18 protein-coding genes are annotated in these 24,520 nt (G+C 69.4%); 11 read left to right on the top strand and 7 right to left on the bottom strand.

Annotation, left to right across the window (positions count from 1 at the left end; all coding sequences use genetic code 11):
• Window positions 1-165: 165 nt before the first annotated feature.
• From FNH04_RS17150 to FNH04_RS17140, 3 genes are all read right to left on the bottom strand, one after another.
• Window positions 166-840, bottom strand: a complete 675-nt coding sequence (locus tag FNH04_RS17150) for a response regulator transcription factor (RefSeq protein ID WP_152785164.1) — start codon at window positions 838-840, stop codon at window positions 166-168.
• Between the two features lie 679 nt (window positions 841-1,519).
• Window positions 1,520-2,122 (bottom strand): NADPH-dependent FMN reductase, encoded by a 603-nt coding sequence (locus FNH04_RS17145; protein WP_152785162.1) that lies wholly within the window; start codon window positions 2,120-2,122, stop codon window positions 1,520-1,522.
• Complete coding sequence (locus FNH04_RS17140; protein ID WP_152785172.1) at window positions 2,119-3,669, bottom strand: MFS transporter; 1,551 nt, start codon at window positions 3,667-3,669, stop codon at window positions 2,119-2,121. The genes FNH04_RS17145 and FNH04_RS17140 overlap by 4 nt, the downstream gene beginning before the upstream one ends.
• A gap of 1,064 nt (window positions 3,670-4,733) precedes the next feature.
• Between FNH04_RS17140 and FNH04_RS17135 the strand changes: the two genes are divergently transcribed.
• The 11 genes from FNH04_RS17135 to FNH04_RS17085 all read left to right on the top strand — a co-directional run bounded on the left by FNH04_RS17135 (window position 4,734) and on the right by FNH04_RS17085 (window position 20,659).
• Window positions 4,734-6,140, top strand: coding sequence for a condensation domain-containing protein (locus FNH04_RS17135; RefSeq protein WP_194236709.1), 1,407 nt, complete (start codon window positions 4,734-4,736; stop codon window positions 6,138-6,140).
• Between the two features lie 45 nt (window positions 6,141-6,185).
• Window positions 6,186-6,605 carry a hypothetical protein gene (locus FNH04_RS17130; RefSeq protein ID WP_152785158.1) on the top strand — a complete coding sequence of 140 codons (420 nt, stop codon included), beginning with the start codon at window positions 6,186-6,188 and terminating at the stop codon, window positions 6,603-6,605.
• A gap of 6 nt (window positions 6,606-6,611) precedes the next feature.
• Window positions 6,612-7,202: a DUF6817 domain-containing protein gene (locus FNH04_RS17125; protein WP_152785156.1), complete on the top strand. Its 591-nt coding sequence runs from the start codon at window positions 6,612-6,614 to the stop codon at window positions 7,200-7,202.
• The gene (locus FNH04_RS17120; RefSeq protein ID WP_322723198.1) at window positions 7,178-10,312 is read left to right on the top strand and encodes a non-ribosomal peptide synthetase; all 3,135 of its coding nucleotides are present in this window, start codon (window positions 7,178-7,180) and stop codon (window positions 10,310-10,312) included. The genes FNH04_RS17125 and FNH04_RS17120 overlap by 25 nt, the downstream gene beginning before the upstream one ends.
• On the top strand, window positions 10,309-11,319 hold the full coding sequence (locus tag FNH04_RS17115) for a TauD/TfdA family dioxygenase (RefSeq protein ID WP_228031441.1): 1,011 nt from the start codon (window positions 10,309-10,311) through the stop codon (window positions 11,317-11,319). Before FNH04_RS17120 ends, FNH04_RS17115 begins: the two co-directional genes overlap by 4 nt.
• 142 nt (window positions 11,320-11,461) lie before the next feature.
• Window positions 11,462-11,686, top strand: coding sequence for an MbtH family protein (locus tag FNH04_RS17110; RefSeq protein WP_152785154.1), 225 nt, complete (start codon window positions 11,462-11,464; stop codon window positions 11,684-11,686).
• The gene (locus FNH04_RS17105; RefSeq protein WP_152785152.1) at window positions 11,686-16,734 is read left to right on the top strand and encodes a non-ribosomal peptide synthetase; all 5,049 of its coding nucleotides are present in this window, start codon (window positions 11,686-11,688) and stop codon (window positions 16,732-16,734) included. The genes FNH04_RS17110 and FNH04_RS17105 overlap by 1 nt, the downstream gene beginning before the upstream one ends.
• A gap of 134 nt (window positions 16,735-16,868) precedes the next feature.
• Window positions 16,869-18,104, top strand: a complete 1,236-nt coding sequence (locus FNH04_RS17100) for an MFS transporter (RefSeq protein WP_322723197.1) — start codon at window positions 16,869-16,871, stop codon at window positions 18,102-18,104.
• A 207-nt stretch (window positions 18,105-18,311) separates the two neighbouring features.
• On the top strand, window positions 18,312-18,491 hold the full coding sequence (locus FNH04_RS17095; RefSeq protein ID WP_023586593.1) for a DUF6104 family protein: 180 nt from the start codon (window positions 18,312-18,314) through the stop codon (window positions 18,489-18,491).
• Between the two features lie 187 nt (window positions 18,492-18,678).
• Complete coding sequence (locus tag FNH04_RS17090) at window positions 18,679-19,590, top strand: DUF4097 family beta strand repeat-containing protein (protein WP_152785148.1); 912 nt, start codon at window positions 18,679-18,681, stop codon at window positions 19,588-19,590.
• Window position 19,591: 1 nt separating this feature from the next.
• Window positions 19,592-20,659: a PadR family transcriptional regulator gene (locus tag FNH04_RS17085; RefSeq protein WP_152785146.1), complete on the top strand. Its 1,068-nt coding sequence runs from the start codon at window positions 19,592-19,594 to the stop codon at window positions 20,657-20,659.
• A 419-nt stretch (window positions 20,660-21,078) separates the two neighbouring features.
• Here the strand turns inward: FNH04_RS17085 and FNH04_RS17080 are convergent, their stop codons facing one another.
• From FNH04_RS17080 to FNH04_RS17065, 4 genes are all read right to left on the bottom strand, one after another.
• On the bottom strand, window positions 21,079-21,642 hold the full coding sequence (locus FNH04_RS17080) for a Clp protease N-terminal domain-containing protein (RefSeq protein WP_152785166.1): 564 nt from the start codon (window positions 21,640-21,642) through the stop codon (window positions 21,079-21,081).
• Window positions 21,642-21,851, bottom strand: coding sequence for a helix-turn-helix domain-containing protein (locus tag FNH04_RS17075; RefSeq protein ID WP_152785144.1), 210 nt, complete (start codon window positions 21,849-21,851; stop codon window positions 21,642-21,644). Before FNH04_RS17075 ends, FNH04_RS17080 begins: the two co-directional genes overlap by 1 nt.
• 9 nt (window positions 21,852-21,860) lie before the next feature.
• Complete coding sequence (locus FNH04_RS17070) at window positions 21,861-23,192, bottom strand: transposase (protein ID WP_228031440.1); 1,332 nt, start codon at window positions 23,190-23,192, stop codon at window positions 21,861-21,863.
• A 161-nt stretch (window positions 23,193-23,353) separates the two neighbouring features.
• Window positions 23,354-24,319 carry a zinc-binding dehydrogenase gene (locus tag FNH04_RS17065; RefSeq protein ID WP_152785142.1) on the bottom strand — a complete coding sequence of 322 codons (966 nt, stop codon included), beginning with the start codon at window positions 24,317-24,319 and terminating at the stop codon, window positions 23,354-23,356.
• Window positions 24,320-24,520 lie beyond the last annotated feature (201 nt).

Raw genomic sequence — 24,520 nt, 5'->3', positions numbered from 1 at the left:
GGGTGGGGCGGAGCGAGGACGCTCGCAGAACAGACCCCCAGCCGACCGCAGACACGTGCAAACGGCGGGCGGGCCGGGGCCTTCGACCGCCCCTGCCCGCCCGCCGGAACACCACCTCGCCGACTGACTACGTTGTCAGCCCGCTGGACCGCGCCGTCCGCGCAGTCAACGGCCGAACCGGAATCCGACACCGCGCACGGTGATGATCCAGTCGCTGCTGCCGAGCTTGCTTCTGATCGAACTCACATGCGTGTCGATGGTCCGCGAGAGGTTGGCGCCCAGCGCCCCGCCGCCGGCCTTGGCTCCCCAGACCTGGCGCATCAGCTCTTCGCGGGTGAAGACCACCGACGGCTGCGACGCCAGCAGGTACAGCAGGTCGAATTCCTTGCGGGTCAGCTTTACGACTTCGCCCCCAAGAAAGACCTGACGACCTTCCCCGTCGATTCGCAGCGAACCATAGGAAATGGCCCGGTCTCGGCGGACACGCACTGCGGCACGGCGCATCACCGCATCCATACGGGCCAGTAATTCGCGCATCCCAAAAGGCTTTACAATGCAGTCGTCACTGCCTGCTTGAAGCGAAAGAACGCGATCTATTTCGGCACCGTGCCCGGTGAACGATATGATGGGGACATCGCTTTCCTGTCTTATGGTCCGGCAGACCTCCAGGCCATCGATGTCCGGTAACTCCAGGTCCAGCAGTATGAGGTCGAATTCACCATAGGAACGCAAGGCACTCGCACCGCTGTCAGCCACTTCCATCTCGTACCCATGCCGCCGCAAAGCCAGCCGGAGCTCTTCCCCCGATTGCCTGTCGGATTCGGCAAGTAAGACCTGCATAGCTCGCCTTTCCTATCCAACACGTGTCAAGGACGGCGCGACCGGCAAAAAAGAGCAAATGGTCCGGGTGACAGGTCGGTCAATTCGCGCCGACCTTCTCGCCCGAGAATTTTCCCCCGCCACCGTCCCTGCCGGAAGTAACGTAACAAGCGGAGTCATGGCCTTGTCAAGGACTTACCTGACGGCAGGGCAGTGGCACCAGCTGTACAGACCATGAAGAAATGCGCATATGTTTGCTCCAGTGAAGCCACCACGAGGGCGTATACAGAAGTGATGCCACCTCGGAGCAGAATGCCGAAGATCACGGACTTCTCTGTTTCACCGGTTGCCGGGCTGGGTAACGCAGTGCGTTCGAGGGGTTACGTTGCGCCAAACGGCCGACATTGACCGGTCCCGCGCCCGGCCGCCGAGCGCACGCGACGGCGGTCCGCCCGGGTTCGGGCGGACCGCCGTCACTACTCGGCGCCGCACTGCAACGCCCGAAGGCGCTCCACACGGCGGGAGTTTTGCAGAAGCATGACCCCGCTCATGAGGACGCCGAGCCCACGGCGCGGGCACGCCGCGGGCTCGGCGGTGAGCGGACAGGCCGGCGACACGGCAGAAACGGAGCGTAGGCGGAGCGGGGCGGGTGGCGCCTGGGGGCAGAAGCCGACGCCGGCGGAAGAGGCAGGCGACGAACCTACACGCCCGTCGAAGCGGGCAGATAGGGCTTCTCGGCCCTTGCCTTCCGCAGCGCGCCCGCCCACCAGCCGAGCTGGTCGAGCAGGGCCTTGGCGGCCGAGGCGAGCCCCTCCGGTTCCACCGGCTCCCCGTCCGGGCCGAACTGCTCGTGTGCCGAGTGGAAGCTGACGGTGTCCCGCACGGTGACCGCGTGCAGCTCGGCGAAGACCTGCCGCAGGTGCTCGACGGCGCGCAGACCGCCGCTCCGGCCGCCGTACGACACGAACCCGACGGGCTTGGCCATCCACTGGGTGCGGTGCCAGTCGATGAGGCTCTTGAGGGCCGCCGGGTAGCTGTGGTTGTACTCGGGGGTCACCACGAGGAAGGCGTCGGCGGCCTCCATCCGCGGGGCCGAGGCCCCGGCCGCTTCCAGCGTGGGCAGCGACGCCGTCGGCGACGGCCCTTCGACGCCGAAGCCCGCCTCGGCGACGTCGACGACGTCGACCTCGTACTCCGGGTGCTGCTCCAGCTGGCCCAGCAGCCAGCGGGACACCGTCGGGGCGAACCGGCCCGCCCGATGGCTGCCGACGATGACGACCAGGCGCAGGGGGGTTTCTGTCATGACACTTCCTTGGTTCCGGGTGCGGAGGCGTGGGCGGTGCCGTCCTCGTCCGGTGTGTCGTCCCCGGCCGTGGGCGCACCCCGCAGAGGCACCTCCTTCAGCAGGAAGGCGGCGGTGAGGGCGACGACCGCGAGCACGGCGGTGAAGAGGAAGACCTGGGTCGTGCCGTCCAGCACGGCGTCCCGGGCCGCGCCGGACAGCCCGTCAAGTGCGGCCGGATCGAGGACGGCGCCCCCCTCGGACGCCGGCGCCCCGCCGCCGGCCGGAGCGGCGTCCCCGAGGGCCCGGGCGAAGAACGCCCCGCTGACGGCGACGCCGAGGGAGCCGCCGAGGGTGCGGGCGAGGGTGGCGGTGGCGGACGCGGCGCCCAGGTCCTCGACCGGGGAGCTCTGCAGGGAGACCAGCACCGTCGTCTGTGTCAGCAGGCCCATCCCGACGCCGAGCGCGGCCATGCAGGCGCCCTGGACGACCGCCCCTGCCCCGGCCCCCGCCGTGCCGAGCAGGAGGGTGCCGAGCACCATGAACGCCCCACCGACCAGCACCACGATCTTGTACTTGCCGGTGGCGGTGATGAACCGGCCCGCGACGAGCCCGACCGCCATCTGCGCGGCGAACATCGGCAGCAGGAGCAGCCCCGAACCGGTCGCCGAGGTGCCCCGGGCCGACTGGCCGAGGATCGGCAGGAAGGTCACCGCGCTGGTCATCACGGCGCCGAGGAGCACGCCGACCAGGGTGATCAGGGAGAAGTTCGCCGACTTGAAGAGGGTCAGCGGCAGCATGGGCGCCGCGGCCCGCCGCTCGACCACGAGCAGTGCCGCGCACGCGGCCACGCCGACGGCCGCCAGACCGAACAGCACAGGCGAGGTCCAGGCGTACTCCTTGCCGCCCCAGGTGGTGACGAGGACGACCGCGGAGATGGCAGCGGTGAGCAGCAGGGCACCGGGGTAGTCGACCCGCGCTCCCGTCCGCGGCAAGCGGGGCAGCCGCAGGCCGGCGATCAGCAACAGGGCGACCGCGCCGACCGGCAGGTTGACGTAGAAGCACCAGCGCCAGCCGAGGTGGTCGGTGATGACGCCGCCGACCAGGGGGCCGCTGACCATGGCGAGGCCCATGACAGCCGACATGAGGCCCTGGTAGCGGCCCTGCTCACGCGGCGGGATCAGGGTGCCGACCAGCGCGAGCGCACTGACCATCAGCCCGCCGCCGCCGATACCCTGGAGCAGCCGGAAGGCGATGAGCTGGTTCATGTCCTGGGCCGCCCCGCACAGCATGGACCCGGCCACGAAGACCACGACGGTCACCACGAAGGCGCTCTTGCGGCCGAACATGTCGCCGAGCTTGCCCCACACGGGCGTGGAGACGGCGATGGCCAGCAGGTAGACGGTGACCACCCAGGACAGCCGGTCCACGCCGCCCAGTTCGCCGACGACCTGCGGCATCGCCGTGCCGACGATCATGCCGTCCAGGGCGCCGAGCAGCATCGCCAGCAGCGCGGCCACCACGGCCGCGTACAGATTCCGGCGCTCGGCCTGCTCCTCGGCCGGCATCGCCGGGCTTGATCCCTCGGCCACCACCGACCCCCTTGAACCACAGACGCATGAGACCCGCCACCAAACTTGCTTACCGGCAGGTCAGTGATTTCGAGCCTAGGGGCGCCTGGCGATCGACGTCAAGAAGAGGCTCGCCGACGGGAGTTCGAGCGGGACGCGACCGCGCTCATGGGGAGCCGGTAGCAGAACCGGAGAGCCTGCGGAGCCGGCGAAGAAGGCGAACGGCGCCGGGCAGGCCACAGCGGGGCGCCGGTGCCGTCGGGTGACGGACTGGACGCGGCCGACCGGGAGGGACCCTGGCGACTGCGCAGGCTCGCAGCCGACCCGTCCAGGACGATCGGGCCACGGGAACGAGCCACCGGCCCCTTCCGAAAGAGAGCGACCGGTGAGCGGGATGCCCCGGTTCATCCGAGGGGAAGGCCCACTCTGAGGGCCCCTCCGCCCGATCCCGGGGACCCTTGGCGAGTCGGGGCTACGGCAGAGCACGGGCAACCGGTGTCCGCTTCGACAACGCTGCCAAGGAAAGTTTTTCGCCGTTTTCCAAAAGGAGATCGACCCCCCGTCCGGGACGACCGGACCGGCGCGCGAGCCGACATCTTCACCTTCACCGAGACCCACCAGAACCGCAGGTGCCTGCGGGAGGCACCTGCGATTTGGGCCACCTCACGCCCCACGAGACCCACCGGCATCACCAAGGAAACGAGACCGGACCCACCCCTCGCCACATGATCGAGACGTGTCCAAGATCAAGCCTTGTGCCGCTTGGCGAACATCAGAAAGACTGCCGAGGTCGCTAACCATCACGGGGGAAGGACTGCGATGCGTGGTTGCACCATGTCTGCTGTTGGTCACATCAGCGACTCGGCGGCCGTTCCATGGCGGCATGCATTGGTTGGGGAACAGCCCGATTCGAAGGTCATGCCGAACTGCCACGGCCTGAATCCTGGCAAGGCCTCTGGATGGCCACCCTCAAGATTCGTCACCGGACCAGGCCCGGCGCCGTACAGTCCACAACTCACTCGCAGTCATCTTCGTGGGGCGCTCCTGCGGGGAGAACTCGCGTGATCCAGTCATCGCCGACGCAGCAGCGATTATGGATCGCCAATCAGCTCGAAGATTCCAATGGCACCTGGAATGTGCCTGTTGCACTGCGGTTGCGGGGGGTCGTGGACCGGGCCGCGCTGGGTGCGGCCTTGCTGGACACGGTGGTACGGCAGAGCAGTCTGCGGACAGTTTTCGCCGATGTGGGTGGCATTCCCTGGCAACGGGTTCTGGAGCCGGATGAGGTCAAGGTCCCGCTGAACGTGGTGGCGGCGGATGCCGATCTGGCGGAGCGGCTGACGGCCGAGGCGGTTCGGGGTTTCGATCTGGCCGCAGAGCTTCCGTTACGGGCGTGGCTTTTCGAGTTGGGGCCGCAGGATCAGGTGCTGCTGCTCGTGATGCATCACATCGCGATGGACGGCTGGTCGCTGGGGCCGCTCTTCCGAGACTTGTCGACGGCCTATTGTGCGCGCGTCGAGGGGCGGGAGCCCGCCTGGGAACCCCTCCCGGTGGAGTACACCGATTACGCGGAATGGCAGCGCGAGCTACTGGGCGAGGCATCCGATCCGCTGAGCCTGCTCAGCCGGCAATTACAGTACTGGCGCAAGGCGCTCGCGGGCATTCCCGAAGAGCTTGCCCTGCCGTATGATCGGCCGCGCCCGGCGGTCAGTTCGCATCACGCCGACAGCGTGCGGTTGTTCCTGGACGCGGAACTTCACCAGGCGTTGACCAGACTGGCCAAGCGGACCGGGACAAGCCTTTTCATGGTGTTCCATGCCGCATTGGCGGCAACGCTGACACGGCTCGGAGCCGGGCACGATATCCCTATCGCCGCCCCCACGGCCGGCCGATCCGACGAAGCACTGGACGACCTGGTCGGCTTCTTCATCAACACGCTGGTCCTGCGGGTCGACACCTCGGGCGACCCGACCTTCGAGGAGCTGCTGGGCCGAGTCCGGGACGTGGTCCTGGAGGGCTTCAGCCACCAGGACGTGCCGCTCGACCGCCTGGTGGAAGAGCTCAACCCGCAGCGCTCGCTGTCCCGGCAGGCTCTCTTCCAGATCGTGCTCAACGTGAACGAGAAGGGCGACACCCTCCGATTGCCGGGCGTGGAGTGCACGGACCAGCCCGTCAGGTTCCCCGTCGTGCGTTCTGACATGTGGCTCGGCCTGACCGAGTCGAAATCCCAGGAAGGTGACTGCCAAGGAGTTTCCGGAGAGCTGCTGTACAGCACGGACCTCTTCGAGCGCGGCACGATGCAGAACCTCGCGGAGAAGTTCGTCGCACTGCTGCGAACGGCTGTGTCCAAGCCGGAGCTGCCGCTGGCATCGATGAATCCTCCTCGTGCCCTCACAGCGGTTCGAAGGAAACCGGTCAAACTCCAGACGGCAGTCCAGTCCACGCCCGAGAGGCGAGAGACACCATGATCGACTAACCGGTTATCACCTGGCTCAACCGCGCCAATTGAGGCCTTGAGCACCCAGGACCGGCCTGACATCGCGCAGGACAAGGACACCCGATTCGTACGGGCAATTCACGGGTGCCACCTGTTCGACGACGTCTGCCGGCGGCTCGTCCGGCTGCCCGCGCTCCCCGGACCGGCGAGCAGGGAAATCACCTCGCCGTCCCCGGTGGCGATGAAACACGCTTTGAGCGCCGCGTACCGGTTTTCCGGCAGTACACAACCAATGCCGGTTTTCGGCTCCCAGACCAACATTATCGAGTTGCGCTTACCGGTGGCTTTAATGGGAAGCGTTCGACGGCCGGTCCATGTCATTATGATCGGCGCGGGCATCTCTATTCCAGCGAAACATGGCGCTGCGCTCTTTTCGGCGCGTCCGAGCCATGCCCGGACCATCGAATCCCAACAGCGAGCAAACTCCAAGGAGTGAGGTTGAATGCTTGACACTGAGGTGTATCGTAGCGATCTAATGCGTCTGGGCCTGAACAAGGTCGCGCACCAGGACGAGAGTCTGATAGACCATCTGTACCGGGTCTGCTCCATTCTCCAGGACATGAAGGCCAAAGAGCACGTCTGTGTCGCTGGGCTCTTTCATGGCGCCTACGGGACGGAGGGCCTGCACAACGACGACGTCGACTCCATTCCGGACAGCAAGCGCGTCAAGGTCCGGGAGATCGTCGGCCCCGATATCGAGCAGATGATTTTCCATTTCTCCGTCATGAGCTACGCGTCGCTGGGGAAGAGCTTCCGCCGGGTGATGCGTCCGAACGGAACTCCGGAACTCAAGGACCGGCGCACCGGCGAGGACATCCCGCTGGACCGGGAGCAGTTCCTGGATCTACTCCGCATGAAGCTCTGTGACGTCATGGCGCACCTGCCACCGCAGGTCGGCCACACCTTGATCGACGTGCCGACGGAGTACTCGGGGTTCTGGAAGTTGGCCGCCGAATATCTCGGCCCCGACGCAATCAAAACGTGGAACAAATTTACGGGAGGCGAACTGTGGATCGATCCGGAACAGAACTGACATCCCAGTCCTGGGAGGGTTTCCGCCTGTCCAGGCAGCAGGAGCACGTCCTCGGCCTCGTTTCCGGCGGACTGGCGAGCCGGACGGTGGCGGGTGTCCACCTCGCGGGCCCGTTGGAGCGTGAGCTGCTCGAGCGCGCGGCCCACGATGTGGCGTCGGTGCACGAAAGCCTCCGCACCGCCTACCGCAAGGTCCTCGGCGAGAACAGCGCCGTGCTGATGGTGATCGAGGACGAACCGCGGATCCGGGTGTCGGAGAGCTCGGGTGACGACGAGGCCCTGGCCGCGATCGTCCGTGAGGCACGGCACGCGGACCTCGATGAGTGCACAGTGGACCTCGTCCTCTTCACTCACACCGATGAGCGGTGGTCACTCGTCCTGTCGGCGCCGCGGATGAGCATGGACGACGCCTCCGTCGAGATCTTCTTCCGCGATCTGCGACAGGCGTACGCCGCGCGGCGCAACGGAACGCCGTGGGAGCGGGACATCGCGACCCAGTACGCCGACTACGCCCAGTGGCAGTTCGAGGAGGCCGTACCGACCCAGCAGCACAGGGAGACCGCCGCCGACCGCCAGACGCGCCTGGCTGCCCTGCCTCCCCGGCACCTCCCGCTCGAACTCCGCTCCGGCGAAACCGCTCACGAGGACCTGGAGTGGACGATCCCGGCGCCGCTGGCCCAGGAGCTGCGCGGCCTCGGCGGTGAGTGCGGCGCCGGCCTGCGCACCGTTCTGCTGACCGGTTGGCTCGCCGCACTCTGGCACGCCACCGGACGACCGGCGAGCCTCGCGGTCGACACGATGCTCACACGGCGCACGTTCCGCGAGCTGGACACGACGATCGGGCTCTTCGAAAGCCCGATGCCGGTCTTCGCCGACATCTCCGACGAGACGACGCTGAGTGACCTGCTGCGTGCGGTGGACCGGGAACTCGAAGCGTTCGAGCAGGCGGACGAGAGTTCCGTGGTGCCGCCCAAGCAGCACGTGACCACCCTGCCGGGCTTCACCTTCAGCGATGTCGCGAGCCTCGACTCGCCGGATGCTCCTGCCTTCTCCGACCTGTGGATCGAGCCGTCCGACGACGCCCGCAAGATCGGCCTGCGGGTGCAGGGGACGGGTGAGGAGATCCGTCTCACGCTGCGCCATCAGGCCAAGGGGATGGCCGAGGGCGGCGCCGAGGCGATCATGACCTGCCTGCGTGCCACCCTGGCAGCCCTGTGCGGCGACCGTTCGGCCGCCGTGCCGACGCTCGCCATGCTCGACGAGGACGCGGCACGAGCGCTCGTCGAGTCCACCAACGTCGCCCAGCCCCCGAGCCTTGCCCCGATGCACTGGCACCGGCAGGTCGAACAGGCCGCGCAGCGCACCCCCGAGGCCACGGCGCTCAGGACCGAGACGCGCGACTGGAGCTACCGCGAACTCGACCAGGCCTCGAACCGCCTGGCCAACGAGCTCGCCGAACGCGGTGTGTCCGCCGGGGACCTGGTGGGACTCGGCCTGGAACGTTCCGACGTGGCCATCGTGGCGCTACTGGCGATCGCCAAGGCGGGTGCCGGCTACGTTCCGGTCGACCCGCGTCTGCCCGCGAAACGCCGGTCCGCCATCGCGTCCGCGGTGGGCTTCCGCCACGTGGTGGCGACCGCCGAGGGCGTACCGGACCTTCCGCAGGACTGCGACGTCATCGTTGTCGACCCGGACCTGTCGGTCTGCGCGCACCGCAGCAGTGAGCGTCCCGACGTGGACACGGCGGACGACGACCCCGCCTACGTGCTGTTCACCTCGGGCTCCACCGGAACGCCGAAGGGAGTGCTGGTCAGCCACGGGCAGCTCGCGGCCTACCTGGACGGTGTGGTGGACCGGCTGGGACTCACCGGCCCGATCGACTCGGTGGCGCTCAGCACCCTGGGCACCGACCTGGGCAACACGGCGCTGTTCCCGCCGCTCATGACCGGAGGCCGGCTCCGGGTCGTCGCCGCGGACGTCTCCTCGGACGCTCAGGCACTCGCCGAGCTGCTGGCCGAGGAGAGCCACGACCTCATCAAGATCACGCCAACGCATCTCGAGGCGGTCATCACGGTGGCCGAGGACCCGCGGAAGCTGCTGCCCCGCGAGGCTCTGGTCCTGGGCGGCGAGCCGTTCGGCTGGGGCACGTACAACATGCTCAAGGGCTTCATCGGCGACTGCCGGCTGTACAACCACTACGGTCCGAGCGAGACGACCGTCGGCGTGCTGTGCGGGCAGATCACCTCGAGCGAGATCTCCGGTCTGGCCTCCACCGTGCCGCTGGGCAAGCCGATGCGACACGCGCGCGCCTATGTCCTGGACTCCCAGCGCCAGCCCGTGCCCGTCGGCGTTCCGGGAGAGCTCTGGATCGGCGGATCCTCGGTGTCCCAGGGCTATCTCGCCGGAACGGCGGACCAGAAGGAACGATTCCTCAGCGACCCCTTCTCCCAGGCCCCCGGAGCGCGGATGTACCGCTCCGGCGACAAGGTGCGGCTGCTCCCCGACCACAGCCTCGAGTTCGTCGGCCGCGTCGACCGCCAGATCAAGGTGCGCGGGTTCCGGGTGGAGCTGGGCGAGATCGAGGCGGTCATGCGCCGGCATCCACGGGTGACGGGCAGCATCGTCGTGGTGGCCAACGCGAACACGAACATGCACCTCGTGGGATACCTGACCGACGCCGACGGCAGCCGGGGACCGGCGGAATGGCTCCGCGAGTCCCTGGCCGAAAGCCTGCCGGAGTTCATGGTCCCCACGCACCTCGTGGCGCTGGACTCGTTCCCGATGACCAGCACCGGGAAGATCGACGCGTTGATGCTCCCGGCGCCCTCCGCCTACAACGCGGGCTCGGTTTCGACCGTCGAGCCCCGGACCCCGACCGAGAAGAAGGTCGCCGACATCATGGCGCAGCTCCTGCTGCTCAACGACGTCGGCGCCGACCAGGACTTCTTCGACATCGGTGGCCATTCGCTGCTGGCGACCCAGCTGATCTACAAGCTGCGCGACGAGTTCAAGGTGGACGTGAAGCTGCGGAATCTCTTCGAACAGCCCGTCGTGTCGGAGCTCGCCGAGTTCATCGACGAGCTGCTCCTGCAGAAGGCGGAAGAACGATGACCCGACCCGCGCCGACGATGAGCGGTCTCGGCCGCGCGCGAAAATCCATCTCGGTCAGCGGCGAGGCACTGGTCCGGGTGGCGCCACTGTCCGGCGGAACGCGGATGGTGGTGTGCACACCGACGGTCGCCCGCCTCGACGCCCGCGAATGGCTGGCCGGCTCGGGCTCCATGCTCAAGCGGCTGCGCGACGAGCACGGCGCCGTCCTGCTGCGCGGCTTCAGCCCGCTGGACGCCGACGGGTTCGCCGAGCTCGCCACGGCGATGGGCGGAGACCTGCTCGACTACAACAACCGTTCCACCCCGCGGACACGAGTCAGCGGGAAGGTCTTCACCTCGACCGAATACCCGGCCGACCAGACCATTCCGCTGCACAACGAGATGTCGTACACGGACTCCTGGCCGGGCACGCTGTTCTTCGCCTGCATGATCCCGGCCACCGACGGCGGTGAGACGCCGTTCGCCGACAGCGCCCGGATCTACGACCGCGTGCCTGCCGCGACCCGTGATCGCTTCGAGCAGCGGGGTGTCATGTACGTGCGGAACTTCGGTAACGGCATGGATCTGAGCTGGCAGGAGGCGTTCCAGACCGAGGACCGCGGCGACGTCGACGCATACTGCCGCGAGCACGGCATCCAGGCGGAGTGGCTGGGCGGGGACAGGCTCCGCACCAGGCATGTGGTGCAGGCGACCGTGGTGTCACGGACGTCCGAAAGGAAGGTCTGGTTCAACCAGGCACACCTGTTCCACGTCAGTTCGCTGCCCGCCGGTGTCGAGCAGGTGATGCGCGAGAGCTTCGCCGAGGACGAGTTGCCGCGCAACGCGATGTACGGCGACGGCAGCCCGCTCGACCCGGCCGATCTGGCCGGGATCCGCGCCGCGTACGCGGCGGAGGAGATCACGTTCCCGTGGCAGACCGGTGACGTCGTGGTCATCGACAACGAGCAGTTCGCCCACGGGAGAAGGCCCTACTCCGGCAAGCGTTCGACGCTGGTGGCGATGACATGACCGGCTCGTTCGTGTCCGACGCCGCGCGAGAAGAGATCGCGTACGCGTTCGAGAGCACCGGGTTCTGCCGCGAGTCCCCAAAGAGCCGGGGCCTCGCGCGGTGGATGTCGGCCCCGTCGGCCGGGACGGGGGAGAAACGATCATGACCACCAACCCCTTCGACAACGAAGACGGCGAGTTCCACGTGCTGGTCAACGACGAGGACCAGCACTCCCTGTGGCCGGCCTTCGCCACCCTGCCCGCCGGCTGGCGGTCCGTCTTCGGCCCCGCCGGCAGGCAGTCCGCCCTGGAGTACGTCGAGGCCCGCTGGACGGACATGCGGCCGAAGAGCCTCCGCGAGCTCATGGACAAGGGAGGAGCGATCTGATGAGTCCGGCGCGACGAACCATGGCCGCCCTGTTCGAGGACCAGGTGGCCGTCTCACCCGATGCGCCCGCGGTGACGGCCGGTTCGGCATCCCTCACCTTCCACCGCCTCAATCGGCTCGCCAACGGGCTGGCACACGAGCTGATCCGGCGTGGTCTCGGTCCGGGAGATCTGGTGGGCCTGGCCCTCCCGCGCGACGTGCGCACCGTCGTGGCGACGATCGCCGTGGTGAAGGCGGGCGCGGCCTACCTCCCGCTCGACCCGGCATATCCGTCCGCTCGCCTGGCGTTGATGGCTGCCGACGCCCGGCCCGGTCTGATCATCGCCGACTCGGCCGAAGGGGCCGACCGGTACGAAGACGCCGCGACGACCCTCGTGCTCGACGAGGAGTCTCTGGACTCGTTGGCGGCGACGGACGCGGGCAACCCGACCGATCTCCACCGGGTGCGGCCGCTTCGGGTCGGCCACCCGGCGTGGGTCATATACACGTCGGGATCGACCGGCACTCCCAAGGGTGTCGTCGTGCCGCACACCGGTGTAGCGGGCCTGGCCGGCGAGTACCGGCAGAAGATCGCCGGATTCGCCGAGACCACCGGTCGGTCCCGGGACACCCGGTTCAAGCTGGCCCATGCGACGTCGATGTCCTTCGACGCCTCGCTGCAGGCCCTTCTGCTGATGTTCGCCGGTCACGAGATGCACTTACTGGACGAGCGAACGCGCCGGGACCCGGCCAGGGTGGTCGAGTACGTCAACGACGTCGGCATCGACTACGTCGACGGCACCCCGACCTACTTCGAGGCGCTCATCGAGGAAGGTCTGCTGGTCCGGCCCGGACAGCGGCCCCTGATGTGCGTCGTCGGCGGAGAGGAGATGCCGGAGCGGTTGTGGCAGCGGCTCGCCGGGAGTCCCGGTGTGGTCGCCCACAACACGTACGGTCCGACCGAGGGCACGGTCGACACGACGGGCATCGAGGTGGCGTCCGACGCGGCGGTCACGATCGGCCGGCCCATCGCGGACTTCCAGTGCTTCGTGCTCGACGACCGGCTGCAGCCCGTGCCGGCGGGCATGGTGGGCGAGCTGTACATCGCGGGTGGCGCGCTGGCCGACGGCTACCTCCGCAGGCCGGGCCTGACGGCGCACCGGTTCGTCGCGTGCCCTCTCACGGCCGATCCGGGCGCGCGCATGTACCGGACCGGTGACCGGGTGAGCTGGACACCCGAGGGCACGCTGCTGTTCCACGGCCGGACGGACGATCAGGTCAAGCTCCGCGGGCATCGCATCGAGCTCGGTGAGGTGGAAGCCGTCCTGCGCCGCGCCGCCGGCGTGGCACAGGCGGTCGCGGTCGTCCGGTCGGACGATGCCGGCGAGAAGCACCTCGTGGCCTACGTGGTGCCGACGGCCGGTGGTGACTTCTCCGCCGACCGGACCGTCGCCCGGATGCGGGAACTGCTGCCGGACCACCTGGTCCCGGAGTCGATCACGGCACTGGAATCGTTCCCGACCGGCGCGAGCGGCAAGGTCGACCGGGCCGCACTGCCCACACCGCGGTTCGCGGCATCGCCCACACCGTCGAGCGTCCGCGATCCGCGCCTGCGACTCCTGTGCGAGCTCTTCGCCAGTGTGCTGGGGCGGCCTGGGGTCGGTCCGGACGACAACTTCTTCGACCTGGGCGGACACTCGTTGACCGCGGCCCGCCTGGCCAGCCGGATCCGGTCGACCCTGAACGCGGCGGTCGACGTGCAGACGTTGTTCGAGGCCCCGACCGTGGCCCGGCTGGCCGAGCGGCTGGCGAGTTCGGAGCCCGCGTCGGCGACGCTGGAACCCCGCACCCGCCCAGCACGTGTGCCCCTGTCGTACGCGCAGCGACGGCTGTGGTTCCTCGATCGGCTGGAGGGCCCGTCAGCCACCTACAACACCACGGTGGGACTGCCACTGCACGACGCGGTCGACGTGGAGGCCCTGCGGTACGCGCTCGCGGACGTGATGCAGCGGCACGAGAGCCTCCGTACGGTCTTTCCCGAGTTCGACGGCGAGCCGTACCAGCACGTACTGGACGGGCCCGCCGCGACACCGGCGCTGCCGCGGGTGACGGTGACCGGCGACCAGCTCGACGCGGCCATCGCGGCCGAGGCGGCCGAGCCGTTCGACCTCACCGGCGAGCCGCCCGTGCGAGCCCGGATTCTCGATGTCACGGACGGCCGACGCGTTCTGCTGCTGAGCGTGCACCACATCGCCACCGACGGCTGGTCCGACATCCCGCTCAGCCGCGACCTGAACGCCGCGTACCTGGCCCGCTCGCACGGCCGCGCACCGGACTTCGGTCCGCTGCCGGTCCAGTACGCCGACTACACCCTGTGGCAGCGGGAAGTCCTCGGCGATCCCGCCGATACGGACAGCCGGTTCGCCGGGCAGGTGCGGTACTGGCGCGACACGCTCGGCGGCCTGCCGGAAGAGCTGGCGCTGCCGTACGACCGGCCCCGCCCCGCCGTCGCCGACTACCGGGGCGACCGGATCGCGGTGCGTCTGGACGCCGGCCTGCACCGCGAGCTCGCCGCAGTCGCGCGTTCGTGCGGCTGCACGGTGTTCATGGCCGTGCAAGCCGCACTGGCCGCCCTCATCCACCGACTGGGCGGCGGTGACGACATTCCGCTGGGTTCGGCGGTCGCCGGCCGCACCGACGAAGCACTGGACGACCTCGTCGGATTCTTCGTCAACACGGTCGTGCTGCGCACGGACCTCGGTGGCGAGCCGACGTTCCGTGAACTGCTGGACCGCGTGCGCACCAGCACCCTGGCCGCACTCGCACATCAGGACGTGCCGTTCGAAGCGGTGGTCGAAGCGATCAACCCGGTGCGCTCGTCCGCGCGGCACCCGCTGTTCCAGACCATGCTCATCTTCGAGGACGTGAACGGCGATCGCTTCGAAGCCCCTGCCCTCGCCGACCGAGTCACCCCGCTCAGCACCGACACGGCCAAGTTCGACCTGCTGTTCAACCTGGCCGAACATATCGACGGCGCAGGCGAGCACGGCGGCGTGGCAGGCACCGTCGAGTTCGCGACCAGCCTGTTCGACCGCTCCACCGTCGAGGCCATGGTCGAACGCCTCGAGCGGCTGCTGCGGGCGATGGTGTCCAGCCCGGATCAGCGGATCACGACGATCGATCTGATCAGCACCCGCGAACGCGAGCTGCTCCGCGAGTGGAACGAGACCACGATGCCGCTGCCGACGGCGTCACTGGCCGCTCAGATCGAACAGCGCGTGGCCGACGCACCCGACAGCCTGGCCATCGCCGACCACAGCACGTCGCTCACCTATGCCCAGATGAACGAGCGCGCCAACCGGCTCGCCAGACTCCTGGTCGGCCGAGGCGTCGGCCCGGAGGTCCGGGTCGCGGTCGCCTTGCCGCGCTCGATCGACCTGGCGATCGCCTTCGTGGCGATCCTCAAGGCAGGCGCGGTCTACCTGCCGATCGATCCGGACTATCCGGCTGACCGCCGCTCCTACATCGTCAGCGACGCACAACCCGCGCTGGCGCTGACGCTCGATTCCGGTCTGCTGCCCGGAGTGCCTTCGGTGCAGCTGGACGAGGCCGGATGGGCCGACATCACCGAGTCGTTCTCCGGGGCCGACCTGGCTCCGGACGAACTGCTGGGGATCGCCGGGCCCCAGAACGCGTCCTACGTGATCTACACCTCCGGATCGACGGGCAAGCCCAAGGGTGTCGTCGTCCAGTTCCAGGTGATGGTGAATCTGCTGGCCTGGGGACGATCCGTGTGTCCGGGCAGCGAAGGCTGCCGGGTCGCGCACTCCAGCTCGCTCATGTTCGACGTGTCGATCCACGAGTTCCTCAGCGCCTTCCTCAACGGCAAGGCGTTGCTCGTGCCCACGGAGGAGATCCGGCTCGACCCGGTGGAGCTGACCCGCTGGCTGGACCGGGAAGGGGCCACCGAGCTGTTCGCGCCCGATCTCGTGGTGAGCGCGGTCTGCGAATCGGCCAACGAACTGGGGCTGGAGCTGGCGAACCTGCGACACGTCCTCCAGGCGGGCGAGGCCCTGCGCCTGACCGAGCAGGTCGTGCGGTTCTTCCGGGACCGGCCGCACATCAAGCTGCACAACGAGTACGGGCCGTCGGAAACGCACGTCGTCACCGCGACCGTCCTGCCCGGCGATGTGGACCGGTGGCCGGCGACGGCCCCGATCGGCCGGCCGGTCGGGAACTGCCGGATTCACATCCTCGACGACTCGTTGCGGCCGGTGCCGCCCGGAATCGCCGGAGAGATGTACCTCGCCGGCGAGAACGTGGGCCGGGGCTACCTCGACCGTCCCGACCTGACCGTCAGCCGCTTCGTGGCCGACCCCTTCGGCCCGCCCGGAACCCGCATGTACCGCTCCGGCGACCGTGCGCGCTTCCGCGCCGACGGCGGCATCGAGTACCTCGGCCGCGTCGACGACCAGGTGAAGATCCGTGGCGTTCGCATCGAACTCGATGAGATCGTCAACGTGCTTCTCGGCTGTCCCGACGTCGCGCAGGCGGCCGTAGTGGCAGACCGGCTCAGCTCCGGCGAGCAGCGGCTGGTGGCGTTCGTGACTCCGTCGGCGACCGGGGACGACCGGCCGACGCCCACCTCACTGCGGGCCTTCGCCGGGGCCAAGCTGCCGATCTACATGGTGCCTGCCACCTTCGTGGTGCTCGACGTGCTGCCGCTCACCGCGAACGGAAAGCTCGACCGCCGGGCCCTGGTCCTGCCGGAGATCGGCGCGGAGGGCACGCGGACACCACCTCGCAACGCCCGCGAGAGCGCGTTGTGCGATGTCTTCGCCGACGTGCTCGGGGTGCCCACCGTGGGCGTCCACGACAGCTTCTTCGACCTCGGCGGACACTCGCTGCTCGCGGCGAGGGTGGTGAACCGCATCCGGACGACCACCGGCCTCGACCTGACGGTCCGCGACCTGTTCGAATCACCGACCGTGGCCGCGCTCAGCGCTCGGCCGGTGGACACGCGGCCGACTCGCCCCGTTCTCCGCCGCCGGGTGGACACCACCATGTGATCCGCAGACCAGACCCCCCAACCCACGAATGCCAGTCCGCAGCGAACGGAGTTCTGATGACTGAAGGCGCGAAAGCGACGGAGCAGTCGACATCATCGTCTGATCACCACGTCGTGGCCGGGCCTGCGGATGAGGTGGGCACGACCGACACCGGCGGGCGGAACACCGCGGTGCTGGTCGTGTTCACCGCCGTCACCAATCTCGCGGACGGCGTCATGAAGATCGCTCTCCCGTTGGTGGCCACCTCGCTGACCAAGTCCCCGGCCCTCATCTCGGGCGTGATGCTGACGCTGTCACTGCCGTGGTTGCTCACCGCGTTGCACGTGGGGGTGCTGGTGGACCGCGTCGACCGGCGCAAGCTGGTGTGGCTGGCCAACGGGATCCAGGTCGTCGTCGTCGGCGCACTGCTCGTGCTGGCCGTCTCGGACATGCTGAACCTGCCGGCCATCTACATCTGCGGCGCTGTCCTGGGCGTCGCCGAGGTGATCGCCATGACGTCCGCCGCGGCGCTCGTCCCCGACGTCGTGGCGGCTTCCGGCCGGGAACGGGCGAACACCTGGGTGGCCGGCGCCGAAACGGTGTGCCAGGAGTTCGCCGGACCGTTCCTCGGTGGTCTGCTGGTCGGCGTGGGCGCGTCGTTCGCACTCGGTGCGACCCTGGTCGGCTACGGGCTGACCGCTGCGGTCCTGGTGCTCCTGGTCTACCGGTTCCGGGCGGCGACCACGGGTGACGCGGCGGAACCGTCCGTCCGCGAGCAGATCAGCGAAGGCCTGCAGTTCCTGTGGCAGCACCGACTGCTGCGCATGCTGGCCGCCGTGGTGGCGGTGCTGGGCTCCTGCTGGGGCGCCTGGTTCGCCATCATGCCGCTGTACTCGACCGACGACATGGGCCTGAGCCCGGCCGACTACGGCCTGCTCGTCGGCGCGCTGGGCGTGGGCGGCATCGCGGGCACGCTCGTCGTGGGTTGGTTCAACCGGCTCTTCGGGCGGCGCTGGGCGATGGTCATCACCACCTTTCTGACCAGTGCGATGATGGCGGCCCCGGCGATGACGACCGACAAGTGGGCCGTCGGCTGCGCCGCCGTCCTCGGCGGTATCGGCGGCACGATGTGGACGGTCAACGTCCGCACGGTCATGCAGACCCTTGTCCCCTCGGCCATGATGGGCCGCTTCGGCGCCACATTCCGGCTGTTCGCCTTCGGTTCGACCCCGGTGGGTGCGGGACTGGCGGGTGTGCTGGCGGAACTGTTCTCCGCGCCGGTGGCACTGGCCGTCTTCGCGGTCGGATCACTGATCGTGTTCGTGCCGCTCGTACGTGTCTTCACGATCGGTGCCGAGGCGGACATCGACAGCCGTCTCAAGCAGGCCTGAGCCACAGTCGGCCGACCAGGGCTCCTGGCCGTTCATCGGCCTCAAGCCGATCGACCAGTGATCGCTGTGTTCACCATAGGGCCCGGCCCGAGTCACCAGGACTCGGGCCGGGCCCTTCGGCACTCGCGCTCGGGGATTCGCCTCCCTGGGACCTTCTATCCTTTTCCCAAGCCCACCAGCCCTTTGGACAGCAACGGAGCAGCAGCCATGTACTTCACCGACCGCGGCATCGAGGAGCTGGAGAAGCGGCGCGGCGAGGAGGAGGTCACCTTCGAGTGGCTCGCCGAGCAGCTGCGGACGTTCGTCGACCTCAACCCGGACTTCGAGGTACCGGTGGAGCGCCTGGCGACCTGGCTGGCGCGGCTGGACGACGAGGACGAGGAGTAGAGCGGGCGTCGTCGGGCACCGGTGGGCCGCGACCGGCCCACCCTCAGGGCGATTTGTTCATATTCGTCCCATGAGACCACCGGAACGGGTGTCTTGACTTCCCATGGGCGCGATATATCGTGAATACAGAAGACGCGATATGGCGTGTCGATACGGTGTGTCCGCGCCCGCCGAGGAGGTCAGCACCATGCCTGAGTGGTCCGTCACCGAGCCGAGGAAGCTCACGTTCGATGACCCGGTGACGGCGCTCCATGTGCGCGTCGTCAACGGAACGGTGAATGTCGTGGGCACGGACGAGGGTTCCGCCCGTCTCGAGGTGTCCGACATCGAGGGCCCTCCCCTGACGGTGACCCAGGAGGACGGCACGCTGACGGTGGCGTATGACGACCTCCCCTGGAAGGGCCTCCTGAAGTGGCTCGACCGCAAGGGCCGGCGGCGCAACGTGCTGGTCTCCCTGGCCGTTCCGGCCGGCACGCGTGTCGAAGTGGGCGTGATAGGCGCCACGGCCGTTGTCTCCGGTGTCGACGGGCGTACGGAGGTGAAGGGCGTCTCCGGTGACACGACCCTGGTCGGCCTCTCGGGCCCGGTACGCGCGACGACAGTCTCCGGGAACGTGGCGGCCCAGGCAGTCACCGGTGCCCTGCGGATGAGCTCCGTCTCCGGTGACCTGACCGTCATCGAGGGGTCCTGCGCGACCGTGAGGGCGGAGTCCGTGAGCGGCTCGATCGTCCTCGACCTGAACCCCGCGGGCAGCCCCACGGAGGTCGGGCTGACCAGCGTCTCCGGCGAGATCGCCGTCCGGCTCCCCCACCCCGCGGACGCGGAGGTCGAGGCCGGCACGGCGAGCGGCACGATCTCCAACGCCTTCGACGACCTCCGGGTCAGCGGCCCCTGGGGCGCGCAGAGGATCACGGGCCGGCTGGGCGAGGGCAACGGACGGCTGAAGGCGACGACGGTCTCGGGCTCGATCGCCCTGCTCCGCAGGCCACCGTCGAAGGACGAGCCCTGGGAGGACGAGCAACCGGAGCCGGCGGTATCCGCCGGTACGATGTCCGGTCACCACGCGTCCGACGGCCCGAACGACAAGAAGGTGCTCTGACATGCCCCCCGTCTTCGCTCATGGACGCCTCCGCCTCTACCTGCTGAAGCTGCTGGACGAGGCCCCACGCCACGGCTACGAGGTGATCCGCCTCCTCGAAGAGCGCTTCCAGGGCCTGTACGCGCCCTCGGCGGGCACGGTCTACCCCCGCCTGGCCAAGCTGGAGGCCGAGGGGCTGGTCACGCACACCACCGAGGGCGGCCGCAAGGTGTACGCGATCACGGACGCGGGCCGTGCCGAGCTGGCCGACCGAAGCGGCGAGCTGGCCGACCTGGAGCTGGAGATCCGTGAGTCGGTGGCGGAGCTGGCCGCGGAGATCCGCGCCGATGTCCGCGGAGCGGCGGGCGACCTGCGCCGCGAGATGCGGGCGGCGGCGAGCGAGGCCCGCACGGGTGCCAGGAACGGGACCGGGGCGGGGGCCGGGGAGTACGGCCCGCTCGGCGAGTTCGGCGGCTCCACCGACAAGGATGCCTGGCGCGCGGCGAAGGAGGAGATGCGCCGCGTCAGGCACGAGTGGAAGGAGCAGGCACGCCGCGCGAAGGACGAGAGCCGCCGTGCCCGCGAGGAGGCCCAGCGGGCCCGCCGCCAGGCCGAGGAGGCCCAGGAGCGCGCGCGTACACAGGCCCAGGAGGAGGTCCAGCGCATCGCGAGGCGTGTCCAGGAACAGGTCCAGGACCACTTCGCCCGGGGCGACTGGCCGACCGGCGTCCGCGAGGGTCTGGCGGAACTGGCCAAGGAGTTCGGCGAGTTCGGTAAGGACTACGGCAGGGACTTCGCGTTCGGCCGCCAGGGAGGAACGGCGGAGAGGGCCGGCAAGGGCACGCCCTCCCCCGAGTACACGACCACCCCCGAGGACTTCCCCGCCGAGTACGAGCCCTCCTGGACCCACGAGGCCTCCACGGGCAACCCCGCCCGTGACCTCGACCGTCTGCTCGACCGTTTCCGCGACGACATCCGCGACGCGGCCCGCGACCACGGCGTCACAGAATCCCAGTTCCGCGACGCCCGCCGCCATCTGTCCACAGCGGCAGCCCACATCGGTGCGCTGCTCCGAACCCCGAAGGCGTAGCGCTGCCGCCGTACCGGGCCGACCCGGCAACACCGAACCGGTCCGGCTCGCGCTCACCGCACGACGGGCCCGATCCGACACGGAGGGCCCGGCCCGGCAGGGCTCAGCGGAGCCGACTCGGCCGCACGACCCAGGTCAGCGCGGTTACGGCCGACCCGGCTCGGCGGTACCGGTTGAGCACGACAGTTCCGGTCCGGCACGGCGGGCCCCGTTCGACCCGGCTCGGCGGCGCCGGTCGGGCGCGGCAGGCCCGGCACGGCCGGTCTGGCGCGGCGTGACACGGCCGGTCCGGCCCCGCTCGGAACGACCGGCGCGGCCGACACGGCCGACACGGCCGGCGGGCCGGGAACAGTGGCCGGGGTAGATCCCGGTCAACGCGGCACAGCCGGTTCGTTGCGCTCGGCCCGGTCGCCTCCCGGTCACCCCGCCTTTGTCCCGCCCCCTCCGTGAAGTACGCGCGTCACCGACTCGTGTGTGACGCCGTGATCCGCGAGGACTTCCGCGGCGACGCCCGGGCGGGCGGTCAGGGCAAGCAGGATGTGTTCGTCCCCGATGCGCCGGTCACGACGGGCGACGGCGATACGCAGCGACCTTTCGAGCACATCCCTGGCCCCCCGGCTGAAGGAACGGTGCCCGCCCCGCCGGCCCTTGTCCTTCCGGCCACCGGACATGGCGCCCACACCGTGCACCTCCTCCGCCCGCGCGACGATCTCCGACACATCGATGCCCAGCCCGGCCAGCGCCTCCGCCTCGGTCTGCGACAGCCCCGCCCGGCGCCGAGCCTCCTCCAAGGCCCGCGCCACCGACTCCCCGCGCTCGGCGAGCCCGAGCTCGGCGAGCGCGAACGAACCCCGACCGGCCCCGCGATCGATCAGGGCCAGCAGCATGTGCTCGGCGTCGACCGTCCGCGATCCCGACCTCTCACAGTGCTCGACGGCCCCCTTCACCACGGCACGGGCGTCCTGCGTGAAACGTTCGAACATCATCGCCTCCCGTACTTCTTGTGCACGGCCTGCCTGCTCACTCCCAGTTCCGCGGCGATCTCCTGCCACGACCAGCCCTGATTGCGCGCACTGCGCACCTGCACGGCCTCCAACTGCTCCATCAGCCTGCGCAGCGCGGCGACGGCCCGCAGTCCGACCCGCGGGTCGCGATCGCCCGCCCGCTGGGCGAGATCCGTTGCCTCACTCATGGCGTCAATCTAGGTTGACATCCCCTCGCGCGTCAACCTCAGTTGACAGAAACAGAACGCGAACGGCGGGCCCGGATGCCCCGGACCCATCTGTCCGCGCACGGCCTGGGACAGGCGGGTGTTGATGCTGCTGCCCATGTCGCGCGCTTCCATCGAGCGCAGGTCTTCGAGGTAGATGACGGTGGCACCGGCGGTGATGGCCTGGTCCACGGTCCAGCGGGCGGCGGAGGCGGCCAGGGCGTCGTTGAGGTGCGAGCGGCGCTCGGACACCGCGCGGGTCTCGCTGGTCAGGACCGCGCGGCGGGCTGCCAGGGGATGATCGGCGTCGTCGCCGGTGAGCCGCTCGTAGTGGCCGGTTTTGGTGTGCAGGTGCTCGGACAGGCGGCGCAGCCGGTGCTGCTTGGCCCGTACGCCGCCCGCCCGGAACTGGGCGCCGGTACCGAGGGTGGTGATGCGGCCGTCGTCGTGCAGGCGAGCGGCGCCCGCGCTCAACAGCGTGTTCAGGCCCCAGTCCACGCCCAGCGCGACCCGGTGGCCGGTGCGCCGGGCCTTCGGGACGGCGTGGGTGTAAGCGAGGTCGGCGCGGACGGTGTCCCGGTGGGGGCGCAGGGTGGGCAGGTGCAGTACCGCGTCGGCCGGGACGGTGGGCGGCAGCGTGATCGGGCAGGACACCCACGTCCAGTCCCGGTAGGAGCGCGGGTCGCAACGGGTGGGCAGCTGCAACCGCAACAGTGCCCGCGTGGGGTCGCCGTCGGCGCGCTCGATCGTGGCCTGCTGCCCGTCACACGACGACAGCAGCAGCATCCGCGCCGTGCGCGGCACCGCCTCCGCCTCGAACACATCCACGGGCAGCCGCCCGTGCTCGCGCGCGAAGGCGGTGAGCTGCCAGGTACGGGACTTGATCACACTGCCCGGCAGGAACTGTCCGCCCGGCACCGCCGCACGCACCGCATCCCACTCCTCAGAAGTGCGTCTGCCCGGATCGGCGGGCCACGTCGCCAGCACCCCCGCAGTGACATCCGCCCGCCACTTCACGGACCGCAGGGTGCGCCCGGCCTGCTCCTGCGCCATCCGCACGATCCGGTCATTGACCTGGACGCCCTCCGGCGCGGCAGCCGTCCAGCCCAGGCGCCGCAGCGCCATCCAGGCGTTCGACGGCAACTTCTGGCCGCCCGCGTCCAGGCCCGAGGCCAGCATCTCCACATCGGCGGCGTTCCAGTGCTCCGCCAGCAGTGAGGCGACCATGCCGGACACCAGACCGGCGGCCCAGCCCACCCTCTCCATCAGGGCAGCGGCGGGCAGGAGCCGACCGGTCTTCTCCTCCACTCCAGTGCGCAGCACGCCACGGGCACACGCGGTACGGGAAGTCTCACCCGTCGGCGAGCGGCAGCTTCCGCCTGCGATGTCGGCGCCGGTGCCCGACACACGGGCAAGGACTCCCACGAGTGACACATCACTACGGATACCTAAGGAATAGCGACAGCCTCAGGCGGCCGCAGGCCTCACGTGGTCGCGAGCACGATCTTCCCGAACTGCTCGCCCGACTCCAGCCGTTCGAAGCCCTCACGGGCCCGGTCCAGCGGGAGCACCTCGTCGACGACAGGACGTACACCGGTGGCGGCGCAGAAGGAGAGCAGGTCCTCCAGTTCCTCTTTGGTGCCCATCGTGGAACCGACGACCTTCAGCTCCAGGAAGAAGATCCGGGTCAGTTCGGCGTGGGAGGGCCGGTCACCGCTCGTGGCGCCGGAGATGACGAGCGTGCCACCCGGCTTCAGCGACTTCACCGAGTGCGACCAGGTCGCGGCACCCACGGTCTCGATGACGGCGTCCACACGCCGCGGCAGCCGCGCACCCGGCTCCAGCGCTTCCACGGCACCCAGTTCCAGTGCCCGCTTGCGCTTGGCCTCGTCCCGGCTGGTCGCGAAGACCCTCAGCCCGGCGGCCTTGCCGAGCACGATCGCGGCCGTCGCGACACCACCACCGGCGCCCTGCACCAGCACGGAGTCGCCCGGGCGTACACCGGCGTTGGTGAACAGCATCCGATAGGCGGTGAGCCAGGCGGTGGGCAGGCAGGCGGCCTCCTCGAAGGAGAGCTCCTTGGGCTTGGGCAGGATGTTCCACGTCGGTACGGCGACCTGCTCGGCGAACGTGCCCTGGTAGCGCTCGGTGAGGATGGAACGGGGTTCCTTCGGGCCGACTCCGTGGCCGGTCTGGCCGATGACGGAGTGCAGGACGACCTCGTTGCCGTCCTCGTCGACGCCGGCGGCGTCACAGCCGAGAATCATCGGCAGCCGGTCCTCCGGGAGGCCCACACCCCGCAGGGACCAGAGGTCGTGGTGGTTGAGGGAAGCGGCCCTGACATCGACCACGCTCCAGCCGGGCCGGGCCCCGGGGGCCGGACGCTCCCCCAACTCGAGGCCGCTGAGCGGCTGGTCACGGTCGATACGGGCGGCGTAGACAGCGAACATGGGCCCGACGATAGGGTCCCGCCCCGCCCGACGGAACCGTATCCCCCTGTGACACACGTCCTCTTGCCGTACGCCGGGTGCCGGGTGCCGGGTGCCGCCGAGAACGCACGGTCACTCCCGGATCGCCGTCCCCTCGCTACTCCCGCCACCGCGGCCTGAAGCGGGCGCGCCCCCTCACCCACCCGGACACTGCCCACCGAC

The organism is Streptomyces phyllanthi, from assembly GCF_009377205.1.
Classification (GTDB): domain Bacteria; phylum Actinomycetota; class Actinomycetes; order Streptomycetales; family Streptomycetaceae; genus Streptomyces; species Streptomyces phyllanthi.
The sequence above is the reverse complement of the archived record's forward strand: the minus strand, read 5'-3'. Positions and strand labels throughout refer to the sequence as shown.

Coding starts and splice junctions, on each gene's coding strand:
- FNH04_RS17150 (WP_152785164.1), bottom strand. CDS start 840: ATGCAGGTCTTACTTGCCGAATCCGACAGGCAATCGGGGGAAGAGCTC.
- FNH04_RS17145 (WP_152785162.1), bottom strand. CDS start 2,122: ATGACAGAAACCCCCCTGCGCCTGGTCGTCATCGTCGGCAGCCATCGG.
- FNH04_RS17140 (WP_152785172.1), bottom strand. CDS start 3,669: ATGCCGGCCGAGGAGCAGGCCGAGCGCCGGAATCTGTACGCGGCCGTG.
- FNH04_RS17125 (WP_152785156.1), top strand. CDS start 6,612: ATGCTTGACACTGAGGTGTATCGTAGCGATCTAATGCGTCTGGGCCTG.
- FNH04_RS17115 (WP_228031441.1), top strand. CDS start 10,309: ATGACCCGACCCGCGCCGACGATGAGCGGTCTCGGCCGCGCGCGAAAA.
- FNH04_RS17110 (WP_152785154.1), top strand. CDS start 11,462: ATGACCACCAACCCCTTCGACAACGAAGACGGCGAGTTCCACGTGCTG.
- FNH04_RS17105 (WP_152785152.1), top strand. CDS start 11,686: ATGAGTCCGGCGCGACGAACCATGGCCGCCCTGTTCGAGGACCAGGTG.
- FNH04_RS17095 (WP_023586593.1), top strand. CDS start 18,312: ATGTACTTCACCGACCGCGGCATCGAGGAGCTGGAGAAGCGGCGCGGC.
- FNH04_RS17090 (WP_152785148.1), top strand. CDS start 18,679: ATGCCTGAGTGGTCCGTCACCGAGCCGAGGAAGCTCACGTTCGATGAC.
- FNH04_RS17085 (WP_152785146.1), top strand. CDS start 19,592: ATGCCCCCCGTCTTCGCTCATGGACGCCTCCGCCTCTACCTGCTGAAG.
- FNH04_RS17080 (WP_152785166.1), bottom strand. CDS start 21,642: ATGTTCGAACGTTTCACGCAGGACGCCCGTGCCGTGGTGAAGGGGGCC.
- FNH04_RS17075 (WP_152785144.1), bottom strand. CDS start 21,851: ATGAGTGAGGCAACGGATCTCGCCCAGCGGGCGGGCGATCGCGACCCG.
- FNH04_RS17065 (WP_152785142.1), bottom strand. CDS start 24,319: ATGTTCGCTGTCTACGCCGCCCGTATCGACCGTGACCAGCCGCTCAGC.